This window comes from Paraburkholderia caffeinilytica (genome assembly GCF_003368325.1).
GTDB lineage: Bacteria > Pseudomonadota > Gammaproteobacteria > Burkholderiales > Burkholderiaceae > Paraburkholderia > Paraburkholderia caffeinilytica.
This window is the reverse complement of sequence record NZ_CP031466.1, coordinates 3,312,599-3,336,894: the sequence shown is the minus strand read 5'-3', so window position 1 is coordinate 3,336,894 and position 24,296 is coordinate 3,312,599. Positions and strand designations below refer to the sequence as shown.

The window sequence follows — 24,296 nt, the reverse complement described above, 5'->3', positions numbered from 1 at the left end:
TGTGAATCAAGCGCTGCGTTTTTATCCTCGATTGGCGAGGTGAGCGGGCATCAAGAGGGCATCAAGCGGGCATTCTAGACGGGTTCCCAACCAACGTACCCGCAACGTACCCGCCCGTTCCCTGCAATAAGCAGCAATTTTCCCCGTGCGCATCGTGCGCCGATGCACTAGAACATAACTTCACGCGCGACACGCGAATCCGCAGTTGCAACGCCGGCAATGTCCCGTGCAGCTGCTCAAGCGTGAATCTTGCTTCGAAGTCTGGCGACACCGTTTGCGACGTCATTCGAGACATCCCGGATATCCGTCGCAACGCTCAGCCATCGTTTGCAACCGTCATCTGCCGCATCAACGAACCGGGCCGGCCAAGGCAGTCCACGCGGACCGAACCAGCCCTTCTTTCCACGGCATGCATCAACTGCGTTTCGCCACGCATGCCGCCGTCCGGCCAGCAATCCCGCTCATCGAATGTGACTACTGGAGCCAGCATGACCCAGCCAGCCCTCTCGCACGATGCATCACCCGATCTATTGCGCGCGACCTTCGCCGCCGAGGTACGCGCGGGACTCACGCACACGCCGCAGAAGGAGTTGCCGTCGAAGTATCTGTATGACGAAGTAGGCTCGGCGCTGTTCGAAGTGATCACCGTACTGCCCGAATACGGTGTGACGCGCGCCGAGGAACGGCTGCTCACGAAGCACGCTGCGGACATCGTCGCGCATCTGCCGCACGACGTGACCGTCGCCGAACTCGGTAGCGGCAGCGGCCGTAAAACGCGGCGCATTCTGGAAGCACTGTGTAAAAAGCGCCCCACTTCTTACTTCCCGATTGAAATTTCGCGCAGCGCGCTGCAGTTGTGCAGGCGTGAACTCGGCGACATCGAGCGGATTTCGATTGTCGGTTATGAACGCGATTACCTCGCCGGACTAGCCGAGGTCAGCAAAGATCGCGCGGCGGACGAGCGCTTACTCGTGCTGTTTCTTGGCAGCACGATCGGCAATTTCGGCAGACTCGCGGCGACGCGTTTTCTGCGCGATATCCGCAACATGCTTGCGCCCGGCGACGCGCTGCTGCTCGGTACGGACCTGATCAAGCCGACGCCGGTGCTCGTGGCCGCCTACGACGATGCGATCGGCGTGACCGCGTCGTTCAATCTGAATCTGCTGGCGCGCGTCAATCGCGAACTCGACGGCGATTTTCCGCTCGATGCGTTCGAACACGTCGCGCGCTTCAATCCGGATGCGCGCAGCATCGAGATGCATCTGCGTGCAAAGCGCGATCTCACCGCGCATGTGGGCGCCGCGCAATTGACGGTGTCGCTCAAGGCAGGCGAAACGATCTGGACCGAGAGCAGCCACAAATATCGCGCGGACGAGGTGCCCGCGATCGCCGACGATGCGGGCTTCGTGTGCAGCCATCAATGGATCGAAGATGGCTGGGGCTTTGCGGAGAGCCTGCTGATAGCGCGTTGAGCACGCTCGGCTGCTGACTGGAGCGGCGGGGCAAACACGGCAAGGCGGCGCGCCATGGCTTGATGGCGCGCCGCCTTTTCTTTCGCGTGAAGCCGCTTAGTGCTGCTCGAACCGTTCGTAGCGCTTATCCGTCGCGCGCTCTTCGCCGGTCACCTCGGTCACGCGCGCTGCCGGCGGGCCGTGACGCAACCACGACAGCATCCGGTCGACCTGGTTGGCCGAGCCCTGCAACATGGCTTCGACGGAACCGTCGTCGAGATTCGCCACCCATCCTTTGATACCGAGCGCGTGGGCCTGCCGCACGGTCGCGTGGCGAAAGCCCACGCCCTGCACGGTGCCGCGCACCCGCACGTAATACGTTTCGATCCGCTGATCCAGATCCGGGGCCATGCCATCCTCTCCTGTGTCGACCGGAGTTAGCGCTTTAGCGCTTACTCCGAGTCCATGCAGCACAATTCTTTCAAGCCGGCATTCTAGTCGCGTCGCGGCGAGAATGCTCGGCAGTCTCCGAGCCCGCCTGCACGCTTACGCCACCCGGCGCGACACGCGGCACGCGCGACACGTACAATCCGTCGACTGTCACGCAGGGAAAGAAAGAGAATGACCGAACAGAATCGCGATCTCGTGCTCGTGACCGGCGCATCCGGCTTCGTCGGCTCGTCGGTGGCGCGCATCGCGCAGCAGAAGGGTTTCAAGGTGCGCGTGCTGGTGCGCGCCACCAGTCCGCGCAAAAACGTCGAGGCGCTGGACGCGGAAATCGTCGTCGGCGATATGCGCGACGAAGCGTCGATGCGCAACGCGCTGCGCGGCGTGCGCTATCTGCTGCACGTGGCGGCCGACTATCGCCTGTGGGCGCCGGACCCGAGCGAAATCGAACGCTCGAATCTCGAAGGCACCGAGGCGACCATGCGCGCGGCGTTGAAGGAAGGCGTCGAGCGCATCGTCTACACGAGCAGCGTGGCCACGCTGAAGGTCACCAGTTCCGGCCAGTCCGCGGACGAAACCTCGCCGCTCAAAGCCGACCAGGCGATCGGCGTGTACAAGCGCAGCAAGGTGCTGGCCGAACGCGCAGTGGAGCGCATGATCGCCGAAGACGGCCTGCCGGCCGTAATCGTCAATCCGTCCACGCCGATCGGTCCGCGCGACGTCAAGCCGACACCGACCGGGCGCATCATCGTCGAAGCAGCGCTCGGCAAGATACCCGCGTTCGTCGACACGGGGCTTAACCTCGTGCATGTGGACGACGTGGCCGCCGGCCATTTTCTCGCGCTCGAACGCGGCAAGATCGGCGAGCGCTACATTCTCGGCGGCGAAAATCTGCCGCTGCAACAAATGCTCGCGGATATCGCCGCGCTGACCGGCCGCAAGGCGCCGACGCTGAGCTTGCCGCGCTGGCCGCTCTATCCGCTCGCCGCGGGCGCGGAAGCCGTGGCCAAGATCACTAAACGTGAACCGTTCCTCACCGTCGACGGTCTGAAGATGTCGAAGAACAAGATGTACTTCACCTCGGCGAAGGCGGAACGCGAACTCGGCTATCGCGCGAGGCCGTATCGCGAAGGCTTGAGCGACGCGCTCGAATGGTTCAGGCAAGCCGGGTATTTGAAGCCCTGATAAAAGCGCTGAGGCGGGCGGTATAGGCGGCGCTGGCCTTGCGTAGGGTGGGCATGAGTCAAATCGCGCCAGGCAGCGGCGCACCGGCCCGCGAAAGCGGCATCACGCACGTCGCGCAGGTCGCACTGCTCCGGGCGATCCCGTGTCGCCTGCACGCACTTTGTTACAACGTCACTGTGTTTGCGACAGGTAAAAGCCTACGCGCAGCAGGTAAAATCGTAGGTCTTACCAGAGAAACCTCGCATGAATCTTCATGAACAGCTCGGCGCGCTGGAAATGGGCGTCGATCAGCTCATCCAGGCTGTCGTGGCCCCGCAGGCCGAAAACATTCCCGAGACACCCGCAGTAGCCGCCGCGCAGGCAGCGCCGGAGGCGAATCGTGTCGCGTCCGAATCGAAAGCGCAAGACGTTGCATCCGAAGCAGCGGCCGCACCGGCAGAAGCTGCGGAGCCGGCCGCCCCGTTGCAGCCCACGCTCGAAATCAATCGCCCCGCGCAGAACGAAATCACCATGACGATCGGCGGCCAGACGGTCGCGCTGCGTGCCGAGCAGATCGGGCAACTGATCGAGGAATTGTCGAACGCGCGCGCCTCGATGACGCCGGAGCCGCCACCGGGCATTCCGCCGGGCTGGCGTTTCGTGTCGACGAAGAATCCCGTCATGGCCGTGCAGAAACAGTCGAATGGCGACCGTCTGCTGATCATGCGCCACACCGGTCACGGCTGGGTGCCGTTCACGTTCTCGCCCGACATGGTGATCCAGATGTACATGATGCTCACCAAGGGCTGATGTCCAGGCCGAGGTAAAAAAGCAGCGGCGCCCGAGGGCGCCGCTTTTCTTTTCATCCGACAAATCCCCGGACGCGCGCCTTAGCGCTCCTGCACCGGCGCCTGCACCCGGGCCTTCCATTGGCCGCCCTTGCCGCGCCAGTAGCGCACCGCCGACGCAAACGTCGCGCCGACGTAGAACAACGCCACGAGCGGCAGAAACGGCGCCCACAGCGGCGAGCGACGGTAGTAGCCGAGCATCGGCGCATACGCGCAGCACATGGCCGCCCAGGCGAGCCACGCGGGGGCGCCTTGGGGACCGAGCACCAGCGCGGCCGCCGGCGGCACCAGGTAGATGATCGTCATGCCCAACAGCGTGCCGGCCAGCAACAACGGCGAGTAGCGCAGCTGTGTGAAGGCCGTACGCGCGATCATGTTCCAGATCTCACGCCAGCTATCGTAAGGACGCAGCGACACGCTGCGCGCCGCCACATCCAGGCGGATCGGATGACGCCCCGTGCCGCGATGCTTGATACGCGCGGCGAGGCTGCAATCGTCGATCAGTTCGGCGCGAATCGACTCGATGCCGCCCGCTTCTTCGAGCGCGCTGCGCCGCACCAGCATGCAGCCGCCCGCCGCCGCGGCCGTGCGGTTGCGCGGGTTGTTGACCCAGGAGAACGGATACAGCTTGGCGAAGAAGAACACGAAGGCCGGGATCAGCGCCTTCTCCCAGAACGAATCGCAGCGCAAACGGACCATCAGCGAGACGAGGTCGCGCTTTTCCGCGTCCGCACGGGCGACGAGCTGCGCAACGGCGTCGGCGGGATGGCCGATGTCGGCATCGGTCAACAGCAGGAAATCGGCCGGAAGGCCGAGTGTGCGCACCGCCTCGATACCTTGCGACTGTGCCCACACCTTGCCGGACCAGCCCGGCGGCAGCGGCTTCGCGCTCAGGACCGTCAGGCGACCGGGGCACTGCAGTTGCAATGCGGCTGCGCGGGCGGCGTCGGCGGTGCCGTCGGTGCTGTGATCGTCGACGACGATCACGTGGAAATCGCCGGGATAGTCCTGCTCGAGCAAGGTGGTGACCGCTTGCGCGATCACATCGACTTCATTGCGTGCCGGCACCACGGCGGCGACCGCCGGCCAGCTTTCGCGCGGTTCCAGCGTGAGCGGCGCGGCGGGACGAGCCCGCCAGAAACCGCCACGGGCAAACAGCAACACGCACCAGATCAGCAGGGAAAGACAGGAAAGAAGAAACAGAACCACAGCCATTAAGCATTACCCTCGAGTGAACCCGCTTCTACGCCGATGCGCCGCGACAGGCGCATCACTACAGTGCGTACCGCGACGACGCACCAGTCAACTGTGCGAGCACCGGCCGTTCGCGAAACACGTCGTAGCCGGCCTTTTCGATCTGCTCGGAGATGCGCGAGCCGCCGTGGATGGCGCCGCATAGCTCGATACCCGAGCGCCCGGGAATACGCAACGCGAGCGGCAGTTTATACTGCGCGATCACGCTGGCGAGCTTGCCGGACAGGAATCGCCGCACCGGTGCCGCGAGCCGCTCCGCTAACGCGTCCAGCGAGCGTCGAAACCTTTTTGTAATGCGGCTGCAAACTTGCGCCGCAGGACCACGTAGTTTAAGGGTTCCGTCAAACCGGTGCAGCGTGTAATCATTGCCATCTGCGCATTGCCATCTGCGCATTGCCACCTGCGCATTGCCACCTGCGCATTACCACCGGTGCATTGCCGCACGCGCCATGGGGGTGGCGCGGACAGCAAGCCGAGGCGCGGCGGCGCCCCGGCAACGCCGGCAGGCCGGCCAGAGCAAAGCCGGGCTGATAGCGTTAGAATGCGCGTTTGGTTTTGCTGTACCGGCTCGTCGCCGGGGCTCAAGACGTCAACTAAATTAGATGGTCGCGGCGATAAAGTCAGAGTTACCGGCTTCTTCGAAACCCGCGTCAGTCGGAGTTCGCCAATTTATGCGAGTCATCCTTGCTCAGCCCCGCGGCTTTTGTGCGGGTGTTGTACGTGCAATTGAGATCGTCGATCGCGCGTTACAACAACACGGCGCGCCCGTGTATGTTCGCCACGAGATTGTTCACAATCGCCACGTGGTGGATAACCTGCGCCAGAAAGGCGCGCGCTTTGTCGAAGAACTCGATGAGGTGCCGCATGGCGCCGTGGCGATTTTCAGCGCGCACGGTGTCGCACAGACCGTCGAGCGCGACGCGGAACAACGCGGCCTCGACGTGCTCGACGCGACCTGCCCGCTCGTGACCAAGGTCCACGTGCAAGGGCGCCAGTATGTGGCCGCCGGCCGTACCCTGATCCTGATCGGCCACGCGGGCCATCCGGAAGTCGAAGGCACGATCGGCCAGATTCCCGGCACGGTGCTGCTGGTGCAGAGCGAGGCCGAAGTCGCGCATCTGGACCTGCCGCCCGATACGCCGCTTGCGTACGTCACGCAGACCACGCTATCGGTCGACGACACGCGTGGCATCATCGATGCCCTGCTGCGCCGATTCACCGACATCGTCGGTCCCGATACGCGCGACATCTGCTACGCCACGCAAAACCGTCAGGCGGCGGTGCGCGAACTGAGCAAAGAAGTCGAGGTGCTGCTGGTGGTGGGCGCAACCAACAGTTCGAACTCGAACCGGCTGCGCGAGATCGGCAGCGAAAGCGGCGTGGCGAGCTATCTCGTCGCCGACGGTTCGGAAGTGAAGCCGGAGTGGTTTGCGAACGTGCAGACCGTCGGCATCACGGCCGGTGCTTCAGCACCGGAAGAGATGGTGAAGAACGTAATCGATGCGCTGAGCGCATTGGGGCCCGTCGAGGTCACGACGATGGCGGGCCGTGAAGAGAAAGTCGAATTCAAGTTGCCATCGAAACTGATGCAACCACTCGCTGCACGCGAAGTTTAAGGAGGACGTCTTGTCTATTCCGCTGCTACAGAAAGTCCGGGTCGGCGCATACATCATGCGCCAGCACCTTTCGCGCAACAAGCGCTACCCGCTCGCGTTGATGCTGGAGCCACTGTTCCGCTGCAATCTTGCCTGCAACGGCTGCGGCAAGATCGACTATCCGGATCCCATCCTGAATCAGCGTCTGTCGCTCGAAGAATGCCTTGGCGCAGTCGACGAATGCGGCGCACCGGTCGTGTCGATTGCAGGCGGCGAGCCGCTCCTGCACAAGGAAATGCCGCAGATCGTGAAGGGCATCATCGCGCGCAAGAAGTTCGTGTACCTGTGCACGAATGCGCTGCTGATGGAAAAGAAGATGGACGACTACGAGCCGAATCCGTACTTCGTCTGGTCGGTTCACCTGGACGGCGACGAGCAGGCGCACGATCACTCGGTGTCGCAGGAAGGCGTGTACGTGAAGGCTGTCGCCGCCATCAAGGAAGCGAAGCGCCGTGGTTTCCGCGTGAACATCAACTGCACGCTGTTCAACGACGCCGTGCCGGAGCGCGTTGCGGCATTCTTCGACACGCTGGGCCCGATGGGCGTGGACGGCATCACCGTCTCGCCGGGTTATGCGTACGAACGCGCGCCGGATCAGCAGCACTTCCTGAACCGCGACAAGACCAAGCATCTGTTCCGCGAAATTTTCAAGCGCGGCAACAATGGCAAGAACTGGTCGTTCAGCCAGTCGGCCATGTTCCTGGATTTCCTGGCCGGCAATCAAACGTACGAGTGCACGCCTTGGGGCAACCCGGCGCGTACCGTGTTCGGCTGGCAGAAGCCGTGCTATCTGGTCGGCGAAGGCTACGTGAAGACCTTCAAGGAATTGATGGAAACCACGGAGTGGGAGAAGTACGGCACGGGTAACTATGAGAAGTGCGCGGATTGCATGGTGCACTGCGGCTTCGAAGCGACTGCCGTGATGGATACGGTGGCGCACCCGTTGAAGGCGTTGAAGGTGAGCCTGCGCGGCCCGAAGACTTCCGGTGCCTTCACCAAGGATATTGCTTTGGACAAGCAGCGTCCCGCTGAGTACGTGTTCTCGCGGCACGTCGAGATCAAGCTCGAAGAAATCGGGCGCGCGGGTACGGGCAAGAAGGTGCAGACGGCAGCGTCCGCTCATTGAGACTCGCTGAAACTTTCTGGGGGCGTTTTGCGCGCCCCTGGTCGCGCATCTTTTAGAAGGCTTTAGAAGCGCGGTGGCTTGATTGCCACCGCGCTTTTTCTTTGGATGATCGGCCTGCGCAATACGTTTGCCTCGCACAGGAGAACATGCCATGCCGCCGCCAGGCGGCAGACAGTCTTAGCCCGCGCTTCGTGCGTTATGCGCAATCAGAAACTTGATCAGCCCGTCGACGCCGCCCTTGGAAATCTGATCGGCAAACTGCGTCTGATACACCTGAATCAACCAGGCGCCCATCATGTTGATGTCGTAAATCTTCCAGCCGTTGGCGCCCTTGGTCATGCGGTAATCGATGGCATCGTCGCCACCGTTGCTGATCACGTGCGACTGCACCACCAGATCCTTGGAGCCGGCAGCCACGTTGACGGGCAAGAACTTGAACTTCACGTCCTGATCCCGCAACTGCGACAACGAAGCGGCATACGTGCGCACCAGCAGCAGCGTGAATTGATCGTACAGCTGCTTCTGCTGCTCAGGGGTTGCCGTGCTCCATGCCTTCCCTACCGCGATCCGCGTGGTCCGCTGGAAATCGGTAGCCGGGACAAATCGCGTTTGAACCAGCTCCGTGATCTTCGCCATGTCGCCGCCGCGCGCCTGCGGGTCGGCCTTCATCGCGGCCACCGTGCCTTCGACGGCACTCTTCACCACCGTATCAGGCGCGCTTTGCGCATAGGCGGCCGTGGACACCACGGCCGCGGCCAGAAAAGCAGACAGATAACGTTTCATACGCTCGCCAAAACCCCAAGAAGTAAGCGCCGGCAGGCTCGCAAGCCCGCAGCGAAAGCAGGATAGACCAGTATACCGATATTGCGTTCCCACCCCGGCCGCGCCGCCCGGGCGTCGCCCTTGCTACCGAAGTGGAGCCGAGTCGCTCCGGCTCTGTATACTTGTGCACTTTCGTCAAAAAACGCCACCCGTGATAAGGCCGCCTCCGCCTACATGCTGAAGTCATCTATCGTCCGTCTCGTCGCCTATTCGGTGCGCCATCCGTTTCGGATCATCGCTCTGTCGCTCGTGCTCGCCGTTTTGAGCGGCTTCTACGTTGCCCATAACTTCAGGATCAACACTGACATCAGCAAGCTCGTCGAGACCGACAAGCAATGGTCGTTGCTCGAACACGCCATGGACGAGGCCTTCCCGGATCGCGGTCAAACCGTGCTGGTGGTGGTCGAAGCCCGTGCCCCGGAGTTCGCCGACGCCGCCGCCAACGCCCTGACCGCCGCGCTCAAAGCCGATCCGAAGGAATTCGTCGCGGTCTCGCAGCCTGCCGGCGGTCCGTTCTTCGAACACAATGGCCTGTTGTTCCCATCGACCGATGAAGTGCTGTCGACCACCTCGCAGCTCGTCCAGTCCCGCCCGCTCGTCAATGCGCTCGCGCACGATCCGAGCCTGACCGGCCTCGCCGGCACGCTCACCACGAGCCTGCTGCTGCCGCTGCAACTGGGTCAGGTGAAGCTGGCCGACATGAGCCATTTGCTGTCGCAAAGCGCAACCACGCTCGATCGCGTGCTGGCCGGCCAGCCGGCGGCGTTCTCATGGCGTGCGCTGGTCGACAACAGCGCCGCAACGGATCCGGCGCGCGCCTTCGTCACGGTGCAGCCGGTCGTGAACTACGACGCACTGGAGCCGGGCGCAACCGCGTCGAAAGCGATCCGCGACACCGCCGCCTCGCTGCACCTCGATGCGCGCTATGGCGCCACGATCCGCCTGACCGGCGAACAGCCTCTCGCGGACGAAGAGTTCGCGTCGGTCCAGGACGGCGCCGTGCTCAACGGCATCGGCACCTTCATCGTCGTGCTGGTCATTCTGTGGCTGGCGCTGCGCTCGGGCCGCATGATCCTCGCTGTGTTCGTCACGCTGTTCGTCGGGCTCGCGATCACGGCGGCGCTCGGCCTGCTGATGGTCGGCGCGCTCAACATGATTTCGGTCGCCTTCATGGTGCTGTTCGTCGGGCTGGGGGTCGATTTCGGCGTGCAGTTCGGCGTCAAATATCGTGAGGAGCGTAATCGCGACGACCGTCTTTCCGCCGCGCTCATGCATACCGCGCACAGTATCGGCGTGCCGCTGACGCTCGCGGCCGTGGCGGTCGCGCTGAGCTTCTTCTCGTTCCTGCCGACGGCTTACCGCGGCGTGTCGGAATTGGGCGAGATCGCCGGCGTCGGCATGTTCGTCGCGTACTTCACCAACATGACGCTGCTGCCGGCGCTGCTGAAGGTCTTTAGCCCGCCAGGCGAGCCCGCTTCGCCTGGCTTCAAGCAGCTCGCGCCCGTCGACGATTTCCTCGATCGTCACCGCAAACCGGTGCTGATCGGCACGCTCATCGTCGTGATCGGCGCGATGCCTTTGCTCACGCATTTGCGCTTCGACTTCAACCCGCTGCATCTGAAGGACCCGCATACGGAATCGATGGCGACGCTGCTCTCGCTGAAGGATTCGCCCGAAGCCGCAGTCAACAACGTGCATGTGCTGGCGCCCACGCTTGCCAGTGCGGACCAGAAGGCCGCAGGTCTGCGCGCGCTTCCGGAAGTGGGCCGCGTGACCACGCTGAGCACCTTCATTCCGACGGAGCAGCAGCAAAAGCTGATGCTGGTGGCAAGCGCCGCGCAGCAACTGTTGCCTGCCCTGCAGCAACCGCCCGCGCCTCAAGCCACCGACGCAGTACGCGTCGCCGCGTTGAAGCGCGCGTCGAACCAGCTCTCGCTCGCCGCCGACGACCACCCGGGCCCGGGCGCCGCCGAAGCCAAACACCTGTCCGCGACGCTGCAGAAGCTGGCTGCCGCCAACGCCGCCACGCGCGACCGCGCCGAAACCGCGATGTCCGAGCCGCTGCGCATCGCGCTGAAGCAACTGGCGGATCTGCTGCAGCCGACCGAGATTACGCGCGACAACCTGCCCAAGGAGATTGCCACGAGCTGGGTCTCCAAGGACGGCCGCGCGCTCGTCGACATCGCGCCGAAGGTCAAACCCGGCACCGATCCGAACGACGACGCCATGCTCGCCCGCTTCGTCCACGCGGTGAAGAAAGCGGAGCCGGACGCGATCGGCGGCCCGATTTCGATCCTGAATTCCGCGGACACGATCATCAAGGCGTTCCTGCAGGCCGCCGGCTGGGCCTTGCTGTCGATTGCAATCCTCTTGTGGGTTGCGCTGCGGCGGCTCAGCGATATGCTGCGCACCCTGGTTCCGCTGCTCGTGTCGGCGCTGGTAACGTTGGAGTTGTGCGTGGTGTTCGGCATGCCGCTGAACTTCGCGAACATCATTGCCTTGCCCCTGATGCTGGGCGTCGGCGTAGCATTCAAGATTTACTTCGTCATGGCGTGGCGCCACGGCCAGACCAGCCTTTTACAGTCAAGCCTCACGCATGCCGTGCTGTTCAGCGCGGCAACCACGGCGACGGCGTTCGGCAGCCTCTGGCTGTCGCACCATCCGGGGACGTCGAGTATGGGACGCTTGCTGGCACTCTCATTGTTTTGCACGCTGATTGGCGCGGTGGTGTTCCAACCCGTACTGATGGGCAAGCCGCGCCAACGTCGCGCGAAGCACAAAGGAATATAAGCATGAAGCTGCGAACCACCGTGCTGGCACTGGCCGCCACCGGTCTGATCTCTGGCTGCGCGACCGGCCCCGACCGCAAGCCTGGCGACCCGTTCGAGCCGGCGAACCGCGTGATTTTCAAAATCAACGACGGTGTGGACCGCTTCATCGCCGTCCCCGTCGCCAAGGGTTACCAGAAGGTGACACCGCAGCCGCTGCGTACGGCCGTGAGTAACTTCTTCTCGAATCTGGGCGACCTGACCAACGCCGCCAACAACCTGTTGCAACTGAAGATCACCGACGCAACCGAAGACCTTGTGCGCTTCGCCTTCAACTCGACCTTTGGACTTGGCGGCCTGCTTGACTGGGCGACGCCGGCTGGCCTGCCGAAGCACCACCAGGACTTCGGTCTGACGCTGGGCCACTGGGGCGTTCCGTCGGGCCCGTACCTGGTCTTGCCGCTATTCGGCCCAAGCACGGTACGCGACAGCATGGGCCTCGTGGTGGACGTGAAGTTCAACCCGCTGAACTACATTGAGCCGGCGGTCCGCAATCCGCTGTACGTACTGCAGTTCGTGAGCGTGCGTTCCGACCTGCTGGGTGCATCCAACCTGCTGGAGCAGGCCGCGCTCGACAAATATTCATTTGTTCGCGACGCCTACACGCAGCAGCGTAAGGCGCGCCTGCGCGGCGCCGGCGACAACGCCGCGCCGCTCCCGAACTACGACGACCAGGACGACTCCGGCGCCGCCGCACCCGCCAAGGGCGCCTCAGGAGCGGCGGCAGGCGTCCCGAACTACACCGACCCAGGCGACGCCCCAGAGGCCCCAAACGCAGCATCCGGAAGCGCCACAGGCGCCCCGGCGGGCGTCCCGAACTACACCGACCCAGGCGAGACGCCAAACGCCGCAGCAGCGGCGCCTGCTGCGGCGTCGGGCGCAATGACACCGGCACCGCAAACCACGCCAACGGACAAGAATCCGCAGGAAGCAGCACCGGCAGTCCAATAAAGGATGTGAGCAAGATGACTCGGCGCGCGCGAGGCGAGGCGCGCCGAGCAGCGAAGAACGCACGAACAACGTGCCGAACCAACCGAGGGGGTTTATGAAGTGCTCTTCGGCGCGCGCAGCGCCGCCGGAAGAATGACGCCCTTGTCACAAGCGCAGGCAGGGGCGCGAGCACGGATTCCAGAAGCACCACTACCGTGTGCGGGCTACGGTGCCCACTTAGCAGGCGTGGTTTGAGCTGCTTTCTTTTGCCTACTTTTCTTTGCAGCCGGCAAAGAAAAGTAGGTGCCTGCCCCGCACAGGGGCGACGCTAATAGACCACGAACAAATCAAGGAAAGGCACAAAAAACCAGATCAAGAAAAGGCCAACACCGTAGGCATTCCGACAAACAACACCTTCAGGCAACAGCCATCCTGAAAACCCCACCCACCCCCATCGCATGCCGCGCCTGCACAAGCGAAGTCCGCGCCGCCCGCGCATCCACGGCCACCTGAATCAGCGCCCCCAACTGCGAAGGCTGCCGCAGCAACTCCCGCAAAATCGGCCCTAACGCCGTAGTGCCATCATCCTGCAAGCCAGCGGTTGCAGCAGAAGGCAACGTCCGCCAGGCCGGATCAACAACCGCCCGGCACACCGCAAACGGCACCCCATGCGCAGCCGCCGTCGCACCGGCAATATGCGATTCCATATCGACCGCCAAAGCCCCCGTCGAGCGGTGCAACAAACGCTTGTCGTCAGCGGTGACCAAAGGCGCGGTCACAGCCGCCGTCACCCCACGCCGCAAACGCGCCGCCAGCGGCCCCATCGAAAGCGCAGCGGCAAATCTGTCAGCCCATGGCCGATCGGTCTCAAGCCGCCCAAACGGCCCCTCGACGGCCTCCCCGACGATCACCGCGCCGGGCTCCAGGTCGGGCGCCAATCCCCCCGCCGTGCCGAAGCTGACGATCCCCGAGCAGCCGCGTGCGACTGCCGCGCTCAACGCCCGCTCCAACAGATCGGCGCGCGCCGCGTAGACCACCTCGACACCCTGACCGCGCGCGATGCGCGCTTCGAACGCCATGCCCGTCACCACGATCACCGGCAAGGGGCCGCGGCCAGCGTCGGCTGACGCCGTTGTCGAAAGCGACATCTGTTACATCCCGACCGCGACGCGCGTCAGCCCGTTGCGCTTCAAATGACGGAAGCGCGCCAGCGCCCACAACGGGAAGAACTTGCGATAGCCGTGGTAACGCAGATAGAACACGCGCGGGAAACCGGTCGCCGTGAAGCGCGTTTCGTCCCACAGGCCGTGCTCGCGCTGTTCGCGCTGCAAATACTCGACGCCGCGCGCCACTGCCTCATGATTCACCTCGCCCGCCGCCATCAGGCCCATCAGCGCCCACGCGGTTTGCGAAGCCGTGCTCGGCGCGCGCTCGTAGCCACGATAGTCGAGCTTGTAGCTCTCGCCGCCCTCGCCCCAGCCGCCGTCTTCATTCTGGATCGACAGGAGCCACTGCGCCGCGCGCTTCATGCGCGGGTCGTCGTGCGGCAGGCCTGCGGCGTTCAGCGAACACAGCGCGGTCCACGTGCCGTAGATGTAGTTCAGGCCCCAGCGGCCGTACCAGCTGCCGTCCGATTCCTGTTCCTTCAGCATGTAGTCGAATGCGCGCTGCGCCGGCTCGCTGCCCTGCGGGAATTCGCCGAGTTGCGCGAGCATCGACAGACAGCGGCCCGATACGTCCGCGGTCGGCGGATCGAGCAGTGCGCCGTGATCGGAGAACGGAATGTTGTTCAGGTAGTACTGGGTGTTTTCCGGTTCGAACGCGCCCCAGCCGCCGTCGCTGCTCTGCATGCCGACCACCCATTCGCGCGCCCGCGCAATGGCCTCGCGATCGACATCCGATTGCGTCAGCGCCGCCGAGCGTTGCATCGCCATCGCCACCACCGCCGTATCGTCGACGTCGGGATAGTGCGCGTTGTTGTACTGGAACGCCCAGCCGCCAGGACGCACGTCCGGACGGCGCGAGATCCAGTCGCCGCGCACGTCGAGAATCTGCAGCGGACGCAGCCAGGCGAGCCCGCGTTCAGCCGCCTGCTCGGCATGCGCTTCGCCGGTTTCAAGCAATGCGTGCGCCGCCAGCGAGGTATCCCACACCGGCGACAGGCACGGCTGGCAATAGGCTTCGTCGTCCTTGACGACGAGCAGCTTGTCGATCGACTGACGAGCGATGGCACGATTCGGATGATCGGCCGGATAACCGAGCACGTCGTACATCATCACCGAGTTGGCCATCGCCGGGAAAATCGCGCCGAGGCCATCTTCGCCATTCAGCCGCTCGTCGACAAAGCGCACCGCCTCGCGCACCGAACGCTCGCGCGTCGCCTTCGGGAACAGGCCGTCGACCATGCGCAGCATCACGTCCACGCCGCGGAAGAAGCGGAACCAGCCGAGGTGCTGATGCGGCGCCCGATCGCGCATGCCGGTGTTGACCGGCGCGCCGCGGAACAGCTCGTCGATCCGCACACGGCGCGGATTGCGCGCCACCGGCCGCTTCGCGTTCAGCACCAGCAGCGGCACGATCACGGTACGCGCCCAGTACGACACCTTCGACAGATGGAACGGGAACCACTGCGGCAGCAGCATGATTTCCACGGGCATCATCGGCACGGCGCGCCACGACACCACGCCGAACAGCGCGAGCAGAATCCGCGTGAACACGTTCACCGTTTCCGCGCCGCCGTCCGCCAGAATCGCTTCGCGCGCGCGGACCATGTGCTCGGCATCCGGCGAGTCGCCGATCATCTTCAGTGCGAAATACGCCTTCACGCTGGCGCTGATGTCCATCGCGCCGTCGGTGAAGAGCGGCCAGCCGCCGTCCGCCAACTGGATGCGGCGCAGATAGCGGGCGATCTTCTGCTCCAGTTCCACGTTCGGCGTTTCGCCGAGATAGTGGACCAGTAGCACGTATTCGGCGGGAATCGTCGCGTCGGCTTCGAGTTCGTAGACCCAGTGGCCGTCCGGCTTCTGCGCGCCGAGGATCGCGTCGGTGGCGCGCGTGATCGCGGCGTCGAGCGGCGTTGCCGACGCTTGCGGCGCGGCAACAGGCGCGGTGTCCGGCACCGCGTTTGGCACAGTCGGCGCCGCTTCGGCGAATTCAGGCAGGACGGCGTCCAGCGGCTGGGCTTGAGATAAGTCGTTCATCGGCGTTCCATCGGTTGATTCAGCAGCGTGTCCGCGGCCTTCTGGCCGGAGCGGATCGCCCCTTCAATCGTCGCGGGCAGGCCGGTGGCCGTCCAGTCGCCCGCGAGCATCAAGTTGTTCCAGCGAGTGCGCGTGCCGGGGCGCAGCGTTTCCTGATCCGGCAACGCGGCAAACGTCGCGCGTTCTTCCACCACCACCTGCCAGGCCGGCACCGGTTCGGGCGGCAAATTAACAGCCTGAGCCACTTCGGCCCAGATGGTTTTCGCCAGCGCTGCATGCGATGTGTCGAGCAGGCGCTCGGCGGCGTTGACCGTCACCGATACGCGGCCCTCGAAGGCGAACAACCAATCGGCCGTCGCATTCAGCAGCCCCGTGATCGGCGCCATGCCGAACGGCGGCTCGACCGCGAAATGCACGTTGAGGGTCGCCGCGAAACGATTCGGCGAGCGCAAACCGGGCACGAGCGTCTGCGCAATGTCCGGCGGCACCGCAAGCACCACCGCCTGGTTGGCTTCGATCGCGATGCTTTCGTCCACGAAATTCAGTGCTGAAACCCTGGCGGGGCCGGTGTCGGCAAACACCATGTTCGTCAGGCGCGACCCAAGCCGGATTGCCGCGCCGCCATGCTGCAACAGACGCAGCGCCGGGTCGACAAAAGCGCTGCCCAAGCCGTTCTTCGCCACCAGCGGGCGGCACGCGAGGCCACCGGCAACGAGCGTCTCCCTGACCATCGCGGCCGTGAGCTCGGCCGACGCTTCACGCGGCTCGACATTGAGCATCGCGAGAAACAGCGGCCGCAGCAGGCGGTCCCACAGCGGACCATTGCAGCGCATGGTTTGCGCCACGCTGCGCCCGGGTTTGGCGAACAGCAACGGCACGAGCGCCAGATAGTCGCTAGGCCCGGTGTTCGGCACGCGTGCGTTCGGGTCGAAGATCCACCAGGGCAAGCGCCCGGGGGACAGGCGCACAGTCCAGCGCGCCCGCGTCGCCAGATCCACGAATGGGTACTCGGGCTGGGCCAGGCCGGCCAGCTCGTCGGCGGCGCCAATCGCGCGCACGTAGTTGAGCGTGGCGAAGTTGCCGGACAGCACCATGTGATTGCCGCTGTCGATAGTCGAGCCGAGCTTGGGGTCGTAATACGACCGGCAACGGCCACCCGCCTGCGGCGCGGCCTCATGAAGCACAACCTGTGCGCCGCGCCGCTGCAATTGCACCGCAGCGGCCAGGCCGGCCAAGCCCGCGCCGATCACATGGATGAGCTTCGGCATCAGCTCAGAAGAGCGCGTAGCGCGCGACGACCCACAGCATGCGCAGTTTCGGCTTGCTGACCTTCGTACGCGGAATGTCGAAACCGCGCTCGAGCGTGCGGTCGAGCAGCAAACGATAGACGCCCGACATGATGCGCGGCGCACGCACATGGCTGCGCGGCTCGCGGTCCATGATCGCGTCGGAGGCGGCGAAATGCTGTTTGGCGCGCTCGGCAAGCGTGGCGCAGACGTGCGGCAGCGACGGGTCGTCGGCGATCTGCACCGGGCTCGTCACGGCGATGCCCTCGCGCGCCAGCAATTCGTGCGGCAGATAGCAACGGTTGATGCCGGCGTCTTCGTCGATATCGCGCAGGATGTTGGTCAGTTGCAGCGCGCGGCCCAGATGGTGCGCGAGCAAACGGCCCGGCTCCTCCTGCATCCCGAATATCCTCACCGATAGACGGCCCGCCGCGCTCGCGACACGGTCGCAGTACAGGTCGAGCGTGGCTTCGTCGGGCGCGCAGATGTCGGCGGCGGCGTCCATCGCCATGCCGTCGATCATTGCGTGAAAATCTTCGCGTTGCAGGTGAAACGTATGAATGTGCCGCGTCAGCGCGCGCAAGGAAGCGCGCGGTGCGCCGGCATAGCACGCGTCGATGTCGGCGCGCCAGCGCTCGAGCGCGGCGGCGCGTTCGGCGCGCGGCATGTCGCTGTCGGCGATATCGTCGACAGCGCGGCAGAAGGCGTAGACCTGATACATCGCGTCGCGCTGCGCGGCCGGCAGGATGCGCATCGCAAGATAGAACGAGCTGCCGGACGTGGCGGCAGCGGCGTCGATTTCTGTATCGTCCACGACAAGATTGGAAACAGCCAAGACGATCTCCGCTGGAGGCGCCCGCTGAAAGGCGTTCAAGAAGGTTTAATGCCTACCCGCAGGGCAAGCGGCCCGCGCGCGCGGACACGCGCGAAACACCCGGCTGGGAGGCCGGAAACGGCGAAAAGTATAACAACCTTTGTGAGATGCCGCAGTTTAGGGGTGAATAAGGGGCCGGAAGAAGGAGCGTAGCGCCTCGCGAGAAACGCTCAGGTGAACGCCACCGAACGGTTGCGTCCTTGCCGCTTCGCGCTATATAGCGCCGCGTCGGCTTCGTTGATGAGCACGTCGTACGCCGGCACGCCCACGCGCGCCGCCGCACCGCCGACGCTGGCAGTCACCGGCACGCTCGTGCCCTGCACTTCGACCGGCGTGTCGGCGATCGTGCAGCGGATCTTTTCCGCGACCCGCATGGCGTCTTCGAGCGGCGTGCACGGCAACAACAAGGCAAACTCCTCGCCGCCGAAACGCCCGAACGTATCCTGTGCCCGCACTACCCCGGCGACCCGCTGCGCCATCACGCGCAACACCGTATCGCCGACGCCGTGGCCAAACTGGTCGTTGATTTTCTTGAAGTGATCGAGATCGAACAGCAGCACGGACATCTCGCCGCCGTAGCGCTGCCAGCGCGTGTACTCGTCGCGCAGGCGCGCTTCGAAGTAACGCCGGTTGGCGATGCCCGTCAAACCGTCGCGGTCCGCGTATTCCTGCAACTTGGCGACCGCTTCTTCGCGCTCGCGCTGCACGATGCTGACATGCGTGACGTCGGAGATGGTCACGCACACCGCCACCACTTCGCGATCGCGCGTGAGCGGCATGAACGTGCAGTCCTGCTGCATGAAATCGACGCCGCCGGTAATCGGCCGGTCGTGATCGAACTTGAAGAGGTACGGGCGCTGTTCCCACGAACTGAACGCGAAACTGCCGAGCTGAAACACGCTTTCGATCTTGCGCGACAGCCACACGCGCGGCAATTCCGGAAAGTGCGCAAAGAGCGATTTGCCGACCACCTGATCCGGCGACAACCCACTGTGGTCCTGCATGAAGCGATTCCACATCAGCACCGTCATGTTGCGATCGAGCACGAAGATGCCGAAACCGACACGTTCGACCACCAGATCGCTCAACGACTCCACGGACACATTCATAGGCTGGACAACAGCTCGTCGAGCGCCTCGTTCATGTGACGAATCGACTCTTCGGCCATCAGCATCACAAGGTGCGCGCGGAAACTCTGATCCTCGAGCGCGAAATTGACTTCGACCAGCAGCGCGACTTCCCATTGCAGCACGCCGGGCTGGAACACTTCGTCGAGCGTCATCGCTTCGCCGAGCAGGCCCGGCGCGGAGAATACCGGCGTGCGGCCGAGCTGGTCGAGAATGCACGAGACGCACGCGCCCGTCAGCACGTTCGCGACGTCGAACACGAGTTCTTGCTGGCTCACCGCTTCGTAGCTCGAGCGCGAGTACGGATCGCTCACGAGCGAACACAACTGGTCGACGCTGTCGCTGCGGCAAATTACCAGCGCTTCGCCCTTGATGTCGGAACGAAAGCCCTGGCGCACCGCGCTCACCGTGTCCTCGATCCCGGTCATCTCGCGCAGCGCCTTGGCCGCCTCGCTCACCGCCACCACCTTCACGCGCGGCACCGACAATTCGATGAACGCATCGAGCAGACTCGCAAGACGCGTCGCGGCCTGGCCCATCGCCAGATTGGCGACTTCCTGCAGCGCGTCGCGCCGGTCTTCGGTGAGGACTGGCTCAGACATACAACCCGTACTCCTTGAGGATAGGTAGTACCGCCTCGGGCGTCACGGGCTTGGCGATGAATGCAGCGGCGCCGAGCGCGCGCACGCGCGACTGGGCCATCGGCTGAACATCGGCGGAGACGACAATGACGAAGGTGTTCAGATCCTCGTGCTGCAAGGCTTCCAGCACCTGATAGCCGGTCATGTCCGGCATCGTCAGGTCGAGGAACATCACCGACGCTTTGCCTTCGCGATACAGGCCGAGCGCTTCGCGCCCGTTCGTCGCGTAGGACACGTCCACCTTCCAGTCCGGCGGCAATGCCTTGGTGAGCACCTTGCGGGCAAGCAACGAATCGTCGGCGATCACAATGGGCAAAGGCATGGGCAGGTCGGTAAGCGAAATTAGCTCTTGCGCGTTAACGGCGGGTAGAGTGGTTTCTTTAGCGTGCGGTCTGTCGACCAGCGCTGAAGCGGGCTGAAGCTTGCGAGAATGGAGCTTGCAAACGAGCGGGGAGCGCGCGCAGCGAGGCGCTTGTGACGGAAGCCGTGGGCGCGCATGGATGCGTGCGAGCACGGTGGACGACGGCTATGACCGGCATGTTCGAGCCTACCCCGTAGATGAATCCGCGCTTCACGGATCGGGTTGGTCCCCTTGCCGCGCGCCTGTTTCCGCGAGCGCCTTCGGTCACGCGTTGTGCGCGTTGTCTGGCGGGCCTCGCGGCAGATGCATCCGAACGTGGCGGACGCATTTTTTGTGATCGCATCGATTTTCGAAGCAAATTGGCGGAAAGGCAACTCGCCAATTTCACCCTGATTAAAGAGATTCTCCCATTAAATACAATTCTTGAAAATGTTTCGGTAGATTTCGAAGGCTTTCTTTTACATTTATACTTTTGTGTACGTTTGCGCTTCTCGATTTGTCACTGATTCAAACGGCCGACAAATCAGGGGTCGACCATTTGTCACAGTAACCAGTACCGCTACTACGTGTCTATGCTTTTTGTATGACACCGACTCCCGGCCCCTTCGTCCAGAACGACCTTAGCGTTATCGACCATGACATCAGACCGGTTCGACCCGCCCGAAGCGAGCCGCCCTCCCGCTAGCCATCAGGACGAGGCGCGGTTCCCCGCCGTGCCGGAACAGAATTTCCACGTCCGGCGCATCACGCTGATCGCGCTGCTGATCGCAGCCATCGTGCTGCCGTGCGTGTACGTCGCGGCGATGGCGTTCGGCGACCTGCGCGGGCGCATGGCCGACGCGACCGACGTGACGCTGCGCACGGTGCGCGTGGCGGAAGAACACGCGCTGAAGGTGTTCGACATGAACGAGACGCTGGACGCGCGCATCGTCGATCTGACGCAAGGTCTGGACGACAACGGCATTCGCGCCAAGGAAGGCGAAATTCACGAGAAGCTGCGCACCATGGGCGGTGGCTATCCCCAGGTGGCGGCCGTCTCGATCTTCGGCCCCGAGGGCGATCTGCTCGCCACCAGCCGTTTCTATCCCGCGCCGGTGTTGTCGATTGCCGATCGGGAAGATTTCATCGGTATTCGCGACGGCAAGGGTCTCGAGCATGTCTCGAGGATCATGACGGGACATGTCGTGGGCGAACAGGTGTTCAACACGGGCGTGGAGCGGCTCGACGCCAACGGCTCGTTTGCCGGGGTCGTCTCGGTCGCACTGCGGCCCAGCTATTTCGATGCGTTCTACCGGGAACTGCTCGGCGGCAGCGACAGCACGCCGATGATCATGAGTCTCGTCCGCACCGACGGCGCGATCCTCGCGCACTATCCGCGCCGCCCACGCGAGCCGCTGGCGATGGCGTCGAATTCGCCACTGGCCGAAGCGCTCGCGCAAGGGCGGCGAGCCGGCGTCGTGCGCATGCATTCCGACCTCGACGACGACAACGTGATCCTCGCCTTCCGGCGCATCGGCGCCTATCCGGTGTACGCGCTGTGCGGCTATCGCACCTCGGCGATCTGGGCTGCGTGGTACCGGCATCTGAGCGTGCTGATCCTGTCGATGTTCACGCCATCCATCGTGCTGTGGTGCGTGATCTGGCTGTCGCTGCGGCGCCTCGGCGCCGAGGAAGAGGCGTGGGAGCGCTGGCAGGCCGAAGCCTCGATGCGCCGCTCGATCGAATCCGCGTATCGCCAGTCGCGCAAGATGGAGGCGCTTGGCAATCTGGTCGGCAGTGTGGCGCACGATTTCAACAACCTGCTGATGATCGTCTCGGCCAACGTACAGATCGCCCGGCGGCACGGCGCGCCGGGGCTCGACCGCGAATTGTCGGCGATGGAGCGGGCGCTCAAGGGCGGCCAGTCGCTCACCCGGCAGTTGCTCGGCGTCGCGCGCAAGCAGCCGTTGCGCAACGAGACGCTGGCGCTCGAGCGCTGGCTGCCGGCCTGCCGCGAACTGCTGCGTGCCTCGCTCGGCGCGAAGGTTTCGCTGGTAATGGACATCGGCGTCGATATCTGGCCCATGCGTGTCGACGTCGCCGAGCTCGAACTGGCGTTGATCAACGTCGCGGTGAACGCGCGCGACGCCATGCCGAACGGCGGCCGCTTCACGGTTCGCGCCGCCAACATCAACTTCCGTCACCAGGACGGCTTTCCGCTGACTGGCGACTTCGTGCAACTCTCACTCGAAGACACCGGCGCCGGCATGCCGCCTGACGTGCTCGCGCGCGCCTTCGAACCGCTTTTCACCACGAAGCCGAAAGGCATGGGCACCGGTCTCGGGCTACCGCAGGTTTTCGCTTTCTGTGAGCGCTCCGGCGGCCTTGCCGCGATCGACAGCGCAATCGGCGCGGGCACCTCGGTGCGCCTCTATCTGCCGCGCGCCGCCGCCGCGCCCGAGGCCGAACTGCCCGCTGAGACGGGCGTCGAGGAAAGCGGCACGCCGCACGGCTTGCGCATCCTGCTGGTCGAGGACAACGACGACGTCGCCGCCGGCACCGAGGCCCTGCTGCAGATGATGGGCCACCAAGTCACCTGTGTGTTCAACGCGGATACCGCGCTCTGCCTGTTCGACGACGCCCACGCGAGGCAGGCGCGCACCGGCGAGCCGCTGCCGTTCGACCTCGTGCTGTCGGACATCCATATGCCCGGCACGATGAACGGTATCGACCTGGCCGAAGCCGTGCAGGCTTTCGACACCAGACTGCCCGTCATTCTGGTCACCGGCTACGCGGAAGAACTCGACCGTGCGCGGCATGTGAACGTGCGGGTGCTGTCCAAACCCTTTGATATCGCGTTGCTCGAAGCGCTCCTGCAAACGATCCAGCGGGACCTGGCGCAGACCGGCGCGGATCCCGCTGCGGCAGCGCATCCAGCCGGCTGAAGCCGGCCCATGCCGGCCTCGTCAGCATCCGCCGCCATTTACCGGTGGTTGTAAAAGCGCGGCAGCGGTATGCCGCGGTTTCTGGGTAACCAGATCGGCGCCAGCGGCCTGCAGCGGGCGGCGGCGGCCTGCGCGGACGCATCGTGCCGCCCCGGCATGATCGTTGCAGTGTTTTGGGGAGGCAGGCCGACGCGTTCTTGCGCCGTTCGATCCACCTAAAACCGTCGGGAGACAGCCATGCGACATACCGTGATTGGTTTATTCGACACCTACTCTCAAGCCGAGGCCGCACGCGACACGCTTGTGCAGACTGGTTTCGCACGCGAAACGATCGAGTTGCAGGCGAATCCGGAACCCTCCGTCGGCTCCGCAACCGACGAGGTCGCCAGTTCCGGCGTGCTCGCCAACATCGAGCGCTTTCTCTCGAGCCTGTTTGCGGCCGGTCCCCGCGCGTCGGACACAGCTCGCTACGCTGACGCCGTGCGCCGCGGCGCCGTGCTGGTCTGCGTGAACGCGGCAAGCGAATCCCACGCGGAACTCGCGCGCAATACCTTGAGGAGGCTGGGCGCGACCGACGTCGGCGAGCGCTCGCCCGATTGGGACACGCCGGCGGAATCGAGCCGCGATCACTCGATCCTCGACGAACTCGGCATTGGCGCGGTGACGCCCGGCACGCCGCACACATCGAGCGTGACGACGCCCGGCATAGCGACGCCGGCTTCAACCACGCGGCCTGCAAGCCCGGCCGATCCGCTCTATCCGCCACCGCTCATGGGCACCGACGCCGAGCCCTTCGTCCCGCCGCCGCTGGCTGAGCGGCCGGTGCACGACCCGGTCAACGAGCCGGTCGCCAATCCGCTGTTCGGCGACGCGGACCGTACCGCGATCGCCGCCGGCTCGGTGCCGGGCTCGGGTGCGATCTTGCAGCCGCCGAACATCGTCTCCGAAACGGGGCAACCGACTGCGGGTTCCGGCGACCAGATTCCGAACGAGTACCTGGAATACGAAGAGGATTTCCGCACGCACTACGACGAGCAATACGCGTCAGAGAACGCGCGCTATGAAGATTACGTGCCGGCCTACCGCTACGGCGCGGAGATCGGTCAGGACGCGCGATATCGCGACCGGCCATGGGACGACGTCGAGCCGGAAGCCCGGCGCCATTGGGAAAACACTTCGCCCGAGAGCACGTGGGAGCGCTTCAAGCTCGCTGTGCGCCATGGCTGGGAACGGGTGACGGGGCACCACCACGTCTAGGCGGACTCAGCGGCTGCGCCGACGTGCCGTGCAGTTGCGGCTACGTCGGCGTTTTCGGTTCGGGCAGACGCGTGCAGAGCTGCCTGAGTTGGCGCGAACTG

General features: G+C 64.5%; 21 protein-coding genes. 10 read left to right on the top strand and 11 right to left on the bottom strand.

The genetic code is table 11. The features are described from left to right. Positions 1-488: 488 nt before the first annotated feature. A complete protein-coding gene (gene egtD / locus DSC91_RS14615; protein ID WP_115779320.1) occupies positions 489-1,472 on the top strand; it encodes an L-histidine N(alpha)-methyltransferase in 984 nt (327 codons plus the stop codon). 96 nt (positions 1,473-1,568) lie between these two features. Here the strand turns inward: egtD and DSC91_RS14610 are convergent, their stop codons facing one another. Then, positions 1,569-1,862 (bottom strand): acylphosphatase, encoded by a 294-nt coding sequence (locus DSC91_RS14610; protein WP_115779318.1) that lies wholly within the window; start codon positions 1,860-1,862, stop codon positions 1,569-1,571. Between the two features lie 210 nt (positions 1,863-2,072). Here DSC91_RS14610 and hpnA point away from each other — a divergent pair, with 210 nt between their 5' ends. Further along, positions 2,073-3,083: a hopanoid-associated sugar epimerase gene (gene hpnA / locus DSC91_RS14605; protein ID WP_115779316.1), complete on the top strand. Its 1,011-nt coding sequence runs from the start codon at positions 2,073-2,075 to the stop codon at positions 3,081-3,083. Positions 3,084-3,326: 243 nt separating this feature from the next. After that, the gene (locus DSC91_RS14600) at positions 3,327-3,872 is read left to right on the top strand and encodes a hypothetical protein (RefSeq protein WP_115779313.1); all 546 of its coding nucleotides are present in this window, start codon (positions 3,327-3,329) and stop codon (positions 3,870-3,872) included. A gap of 80 nt (positions 3,873-3,952) precedes the next feature. Here the strand turns inward: DSC91_RS14600 and DSC91_RS14595 are convergent, their stop codons facing one another. Together DSC91_RS14595 and DSC91_RS14590 are read right to left on the bottom strand one after the other, a co-directional pair. Further along, positions 3,953-5,125, bottom strand: coding sequence for a glycosyltransferase (locus DSC91_RS14595; protein WP_115779311.1), 1,173 nt, complete (start codon positions 5,123-5,125; stop codon positions 3,953-3,955). 58 nt (positions 5,126-5,183) lie between these two features. Further along, a complete protein-coding gene (locus DSC91_RS14590) occupies positions 5,184-5,402 on the bottom strand; it encodes a hypothetical protein (RefSeq protein ID WP_229758393.1) in 219 nt (72 codons plus the stop codon). A 433-nt stretch (positions 5,403-5,835) separates the two neighbouring features. Between DSC91_RS14590 and ispH the strand changes: the two genes are divergently transcribed. After that, entirely contained in the window at positions 5,836-6,780 is a 945-nt protein-coding gene (gene ispH / locus DSC91_RS14585; protein WP_115779309.1) for a 4-hydroxy-3-methylbut-2-enyl diphosphate reductase, read from the top strand. Positions 6,781-6,790: 10 nt separating this feature from the next. Further along, on the top strand, positions 6,791-7,945 hold the full coding sequence (hpnH, locus tag DSC91_RS14580) for an adenosyl-hopene transferase HpnH (protein WP_115779307.1): 1,155 nt from the start codon (positions 6,791-6,793) through the stop codon (positions 7,943-7,945). Between the two features lie 177 nt (positions 7,946-8,122). Here the strand turns inward: hpnH and DSC91_RS14575 are convergent, their stop codons facing one another. Continuing rightward, a complete protein-coding gene (locus DSC91_RS14575) occupies positions 8,123-8,728 on the bottom strand; it encodes an MlaC/ttg2D family ABC transporter substrate-binding protein (protein ID WP_115779305.1) in 606 nt (201 codons plus the stop codon). Between the two features lie 213 nt (positions 8,729-8,941). On the opposite strand from DSC91_RS14575, the gene hpnN reads away from it, so the two are divergent. Together hpnN and DSC91_RS14565 are read left to right on the top strand one after the other, a co-directional pair. Beyond that, positions 8,942-11,557, top strand: coding sequence for a hopanoid transporter HpnN (gene hpnN / locus DSC91_RS14570; protein ID WP_115779303.1), 2,616 nt, complete (start codon positions 8,942-8,944; stop codon positions 11,555-11,557). Positions 11,558-11,559: 2 nt separating this feature from the next. Next, positions 11,560-12,546 (top strand): MlaA family lipoprotein, encoded by a 987-nt coding sequence (locus DSC91_RS14565; RefSeq protein WP_115779301.1) that lies wholly within the window; start codon positions 11,560-11,562, stop codon positions 12,544-12,546. A gap of 395 nt (positions 12,547-12,941) precedes the next feature. Here the strand turns inward: DSC91_RS14565 and DSC91_RS14560 are convergent, their stop codons facing one another. The 7 genes from DSC91_RS14560 to DSC91_RS14530 all read right to left on the bottom strand — a co-directional run bounded on the left by DSC91_RS14560 (position 12,942) and on the right by DSC91_RS14530 (position 19,975). After that, positions 12,942-13,673 (bottom strand): phosphorylase, encoded by a 732-nt coding sequence (locus tag DSC91_RS14560; RefSeq protein ID WP_115779299.1) that lies wholly within the window; start codon positions 13,671-13,673, stop codon positions 12,942-12,944. 3 nt (positions 13,674-13,676) lie between these two features. Beyond that, complete coding sequence (shc, locus tag DSC91_RS14555; RefSeq protein ID WP_115779297.1) at positions 13,677-15,725, bottom strand: squalene--hopene cyclase; 2,049 nt, start codon at positions 15,723-15,725, stop codon at positions 13,677-13,679. Next, on the bottom strand, positions 15,722-16,993 hold the full coding sequence (gene hpnE, locus DSC91_RS14550; RefSeq protein ID WP_115779295.1) for a hydroxysqualene dehydroxylase HpnE: 1,272 nt from the start codon (positions 16,991-16,993) through the stop codon (positions 15,722-15,724). The genes shc and hpnE overlap by 4 nt, the downstream gene beginning before the upstream one ends. A gap of 4 nt (positions 16,994-16,997) precedes the next feature. After that, positions 16,998-17,846, bottom strand: a complete 849-nt coding sequence (gene hpnD, locus DSC91_RS14545; protein WP_115779292.1) for a presqualene diphosphate synthase HpnD — start codon at positions 17,844-17,846, stop codon at positions 16,998-17,000. A gap of 209 nt (positions 17,847-18,055) precedes the next feature. After that, positions 18,056-18,994, bottom strand: coding sequence for a sensor domain-containing diguanylate cyclase (locus DSC91_RS14540; RefSeq protein ID WP_115779290.1), 939 nt, complete (start codon positions 18,992-18,994; stop codon positions 18,056-18,058). Continuing rightward, positions 18,991-19,614 (bottom strand): chemotaxis protein CheC, encoded by a 624-nt coding sequence (locus tag DSC91_RS14535; protein ID WP_115779288.1) that lies wholly within the window; start codon positions 19,612-19,614, stop codon positions 18,991-18,993. Before DSC91_RS14535 ends, DSC91_RS14540 begins: the two co-directional genes overlap by 4 nt. Beyond that, positions 19,607-19,975, bottom strand: coding sequence for a response regulator (locus DSC91_RS14530; RefSeq protein ID WP_115779286.1), 369 nt, complete (start codon positions 19,973-19,975; stop codon positions 19,607-19,609). Before DSC91_RS14530 ends, DSC91_RS14535 begins: the two co-directional genes overlap by 8 nt. Before the next feature lie 236 nt (positions 19,976-20,211). Between DSC91_RS14530 and DSC91_RS37485 the strand changes: the two genes are divergently transcribed. The 3 genes from DSC91_RS37485 (at position 20,212) to DSC91_RS14520 (ending at position 24,195) form a co-directional block, all read left to right on the top strand. Further along, positions 20,212-20,520, top strand: coding sequence for a hypothetical protein (locus tag DSC91_RS37485; RefSeq protein WP_162831396.1), 309 nt, complete (start codon positions 20,212-20,214; stop codon positions 20,518-20,520). Positions 20,521-20,649: 129 nt separating this feature from the next. Then, positions 20,650-22,938 (top strand): hybrid sensor histidine kinase/response regulator, encoded by a 2,289-nt coding sequence (locus DSC91_RS14525; protein WP_115779284.1) that lies wholly within the window; start codon positions 20,650-20,652, stop codon positions 22,936-22,938. A gap of 237 nt (positions 22,939-23,175) precedes the next feature. Then, positions 23,176-24,195, top strand: coding sequence for a hypothetical protein (locus DSC91_RS14520; protein WP_115779282.1), 1,020 nt, complete (start codon positions 23,176-23,178; stop codon positions 24,193-24,195). Positions 24,196-24,296 lie beyond the last annotated feature (101 nt).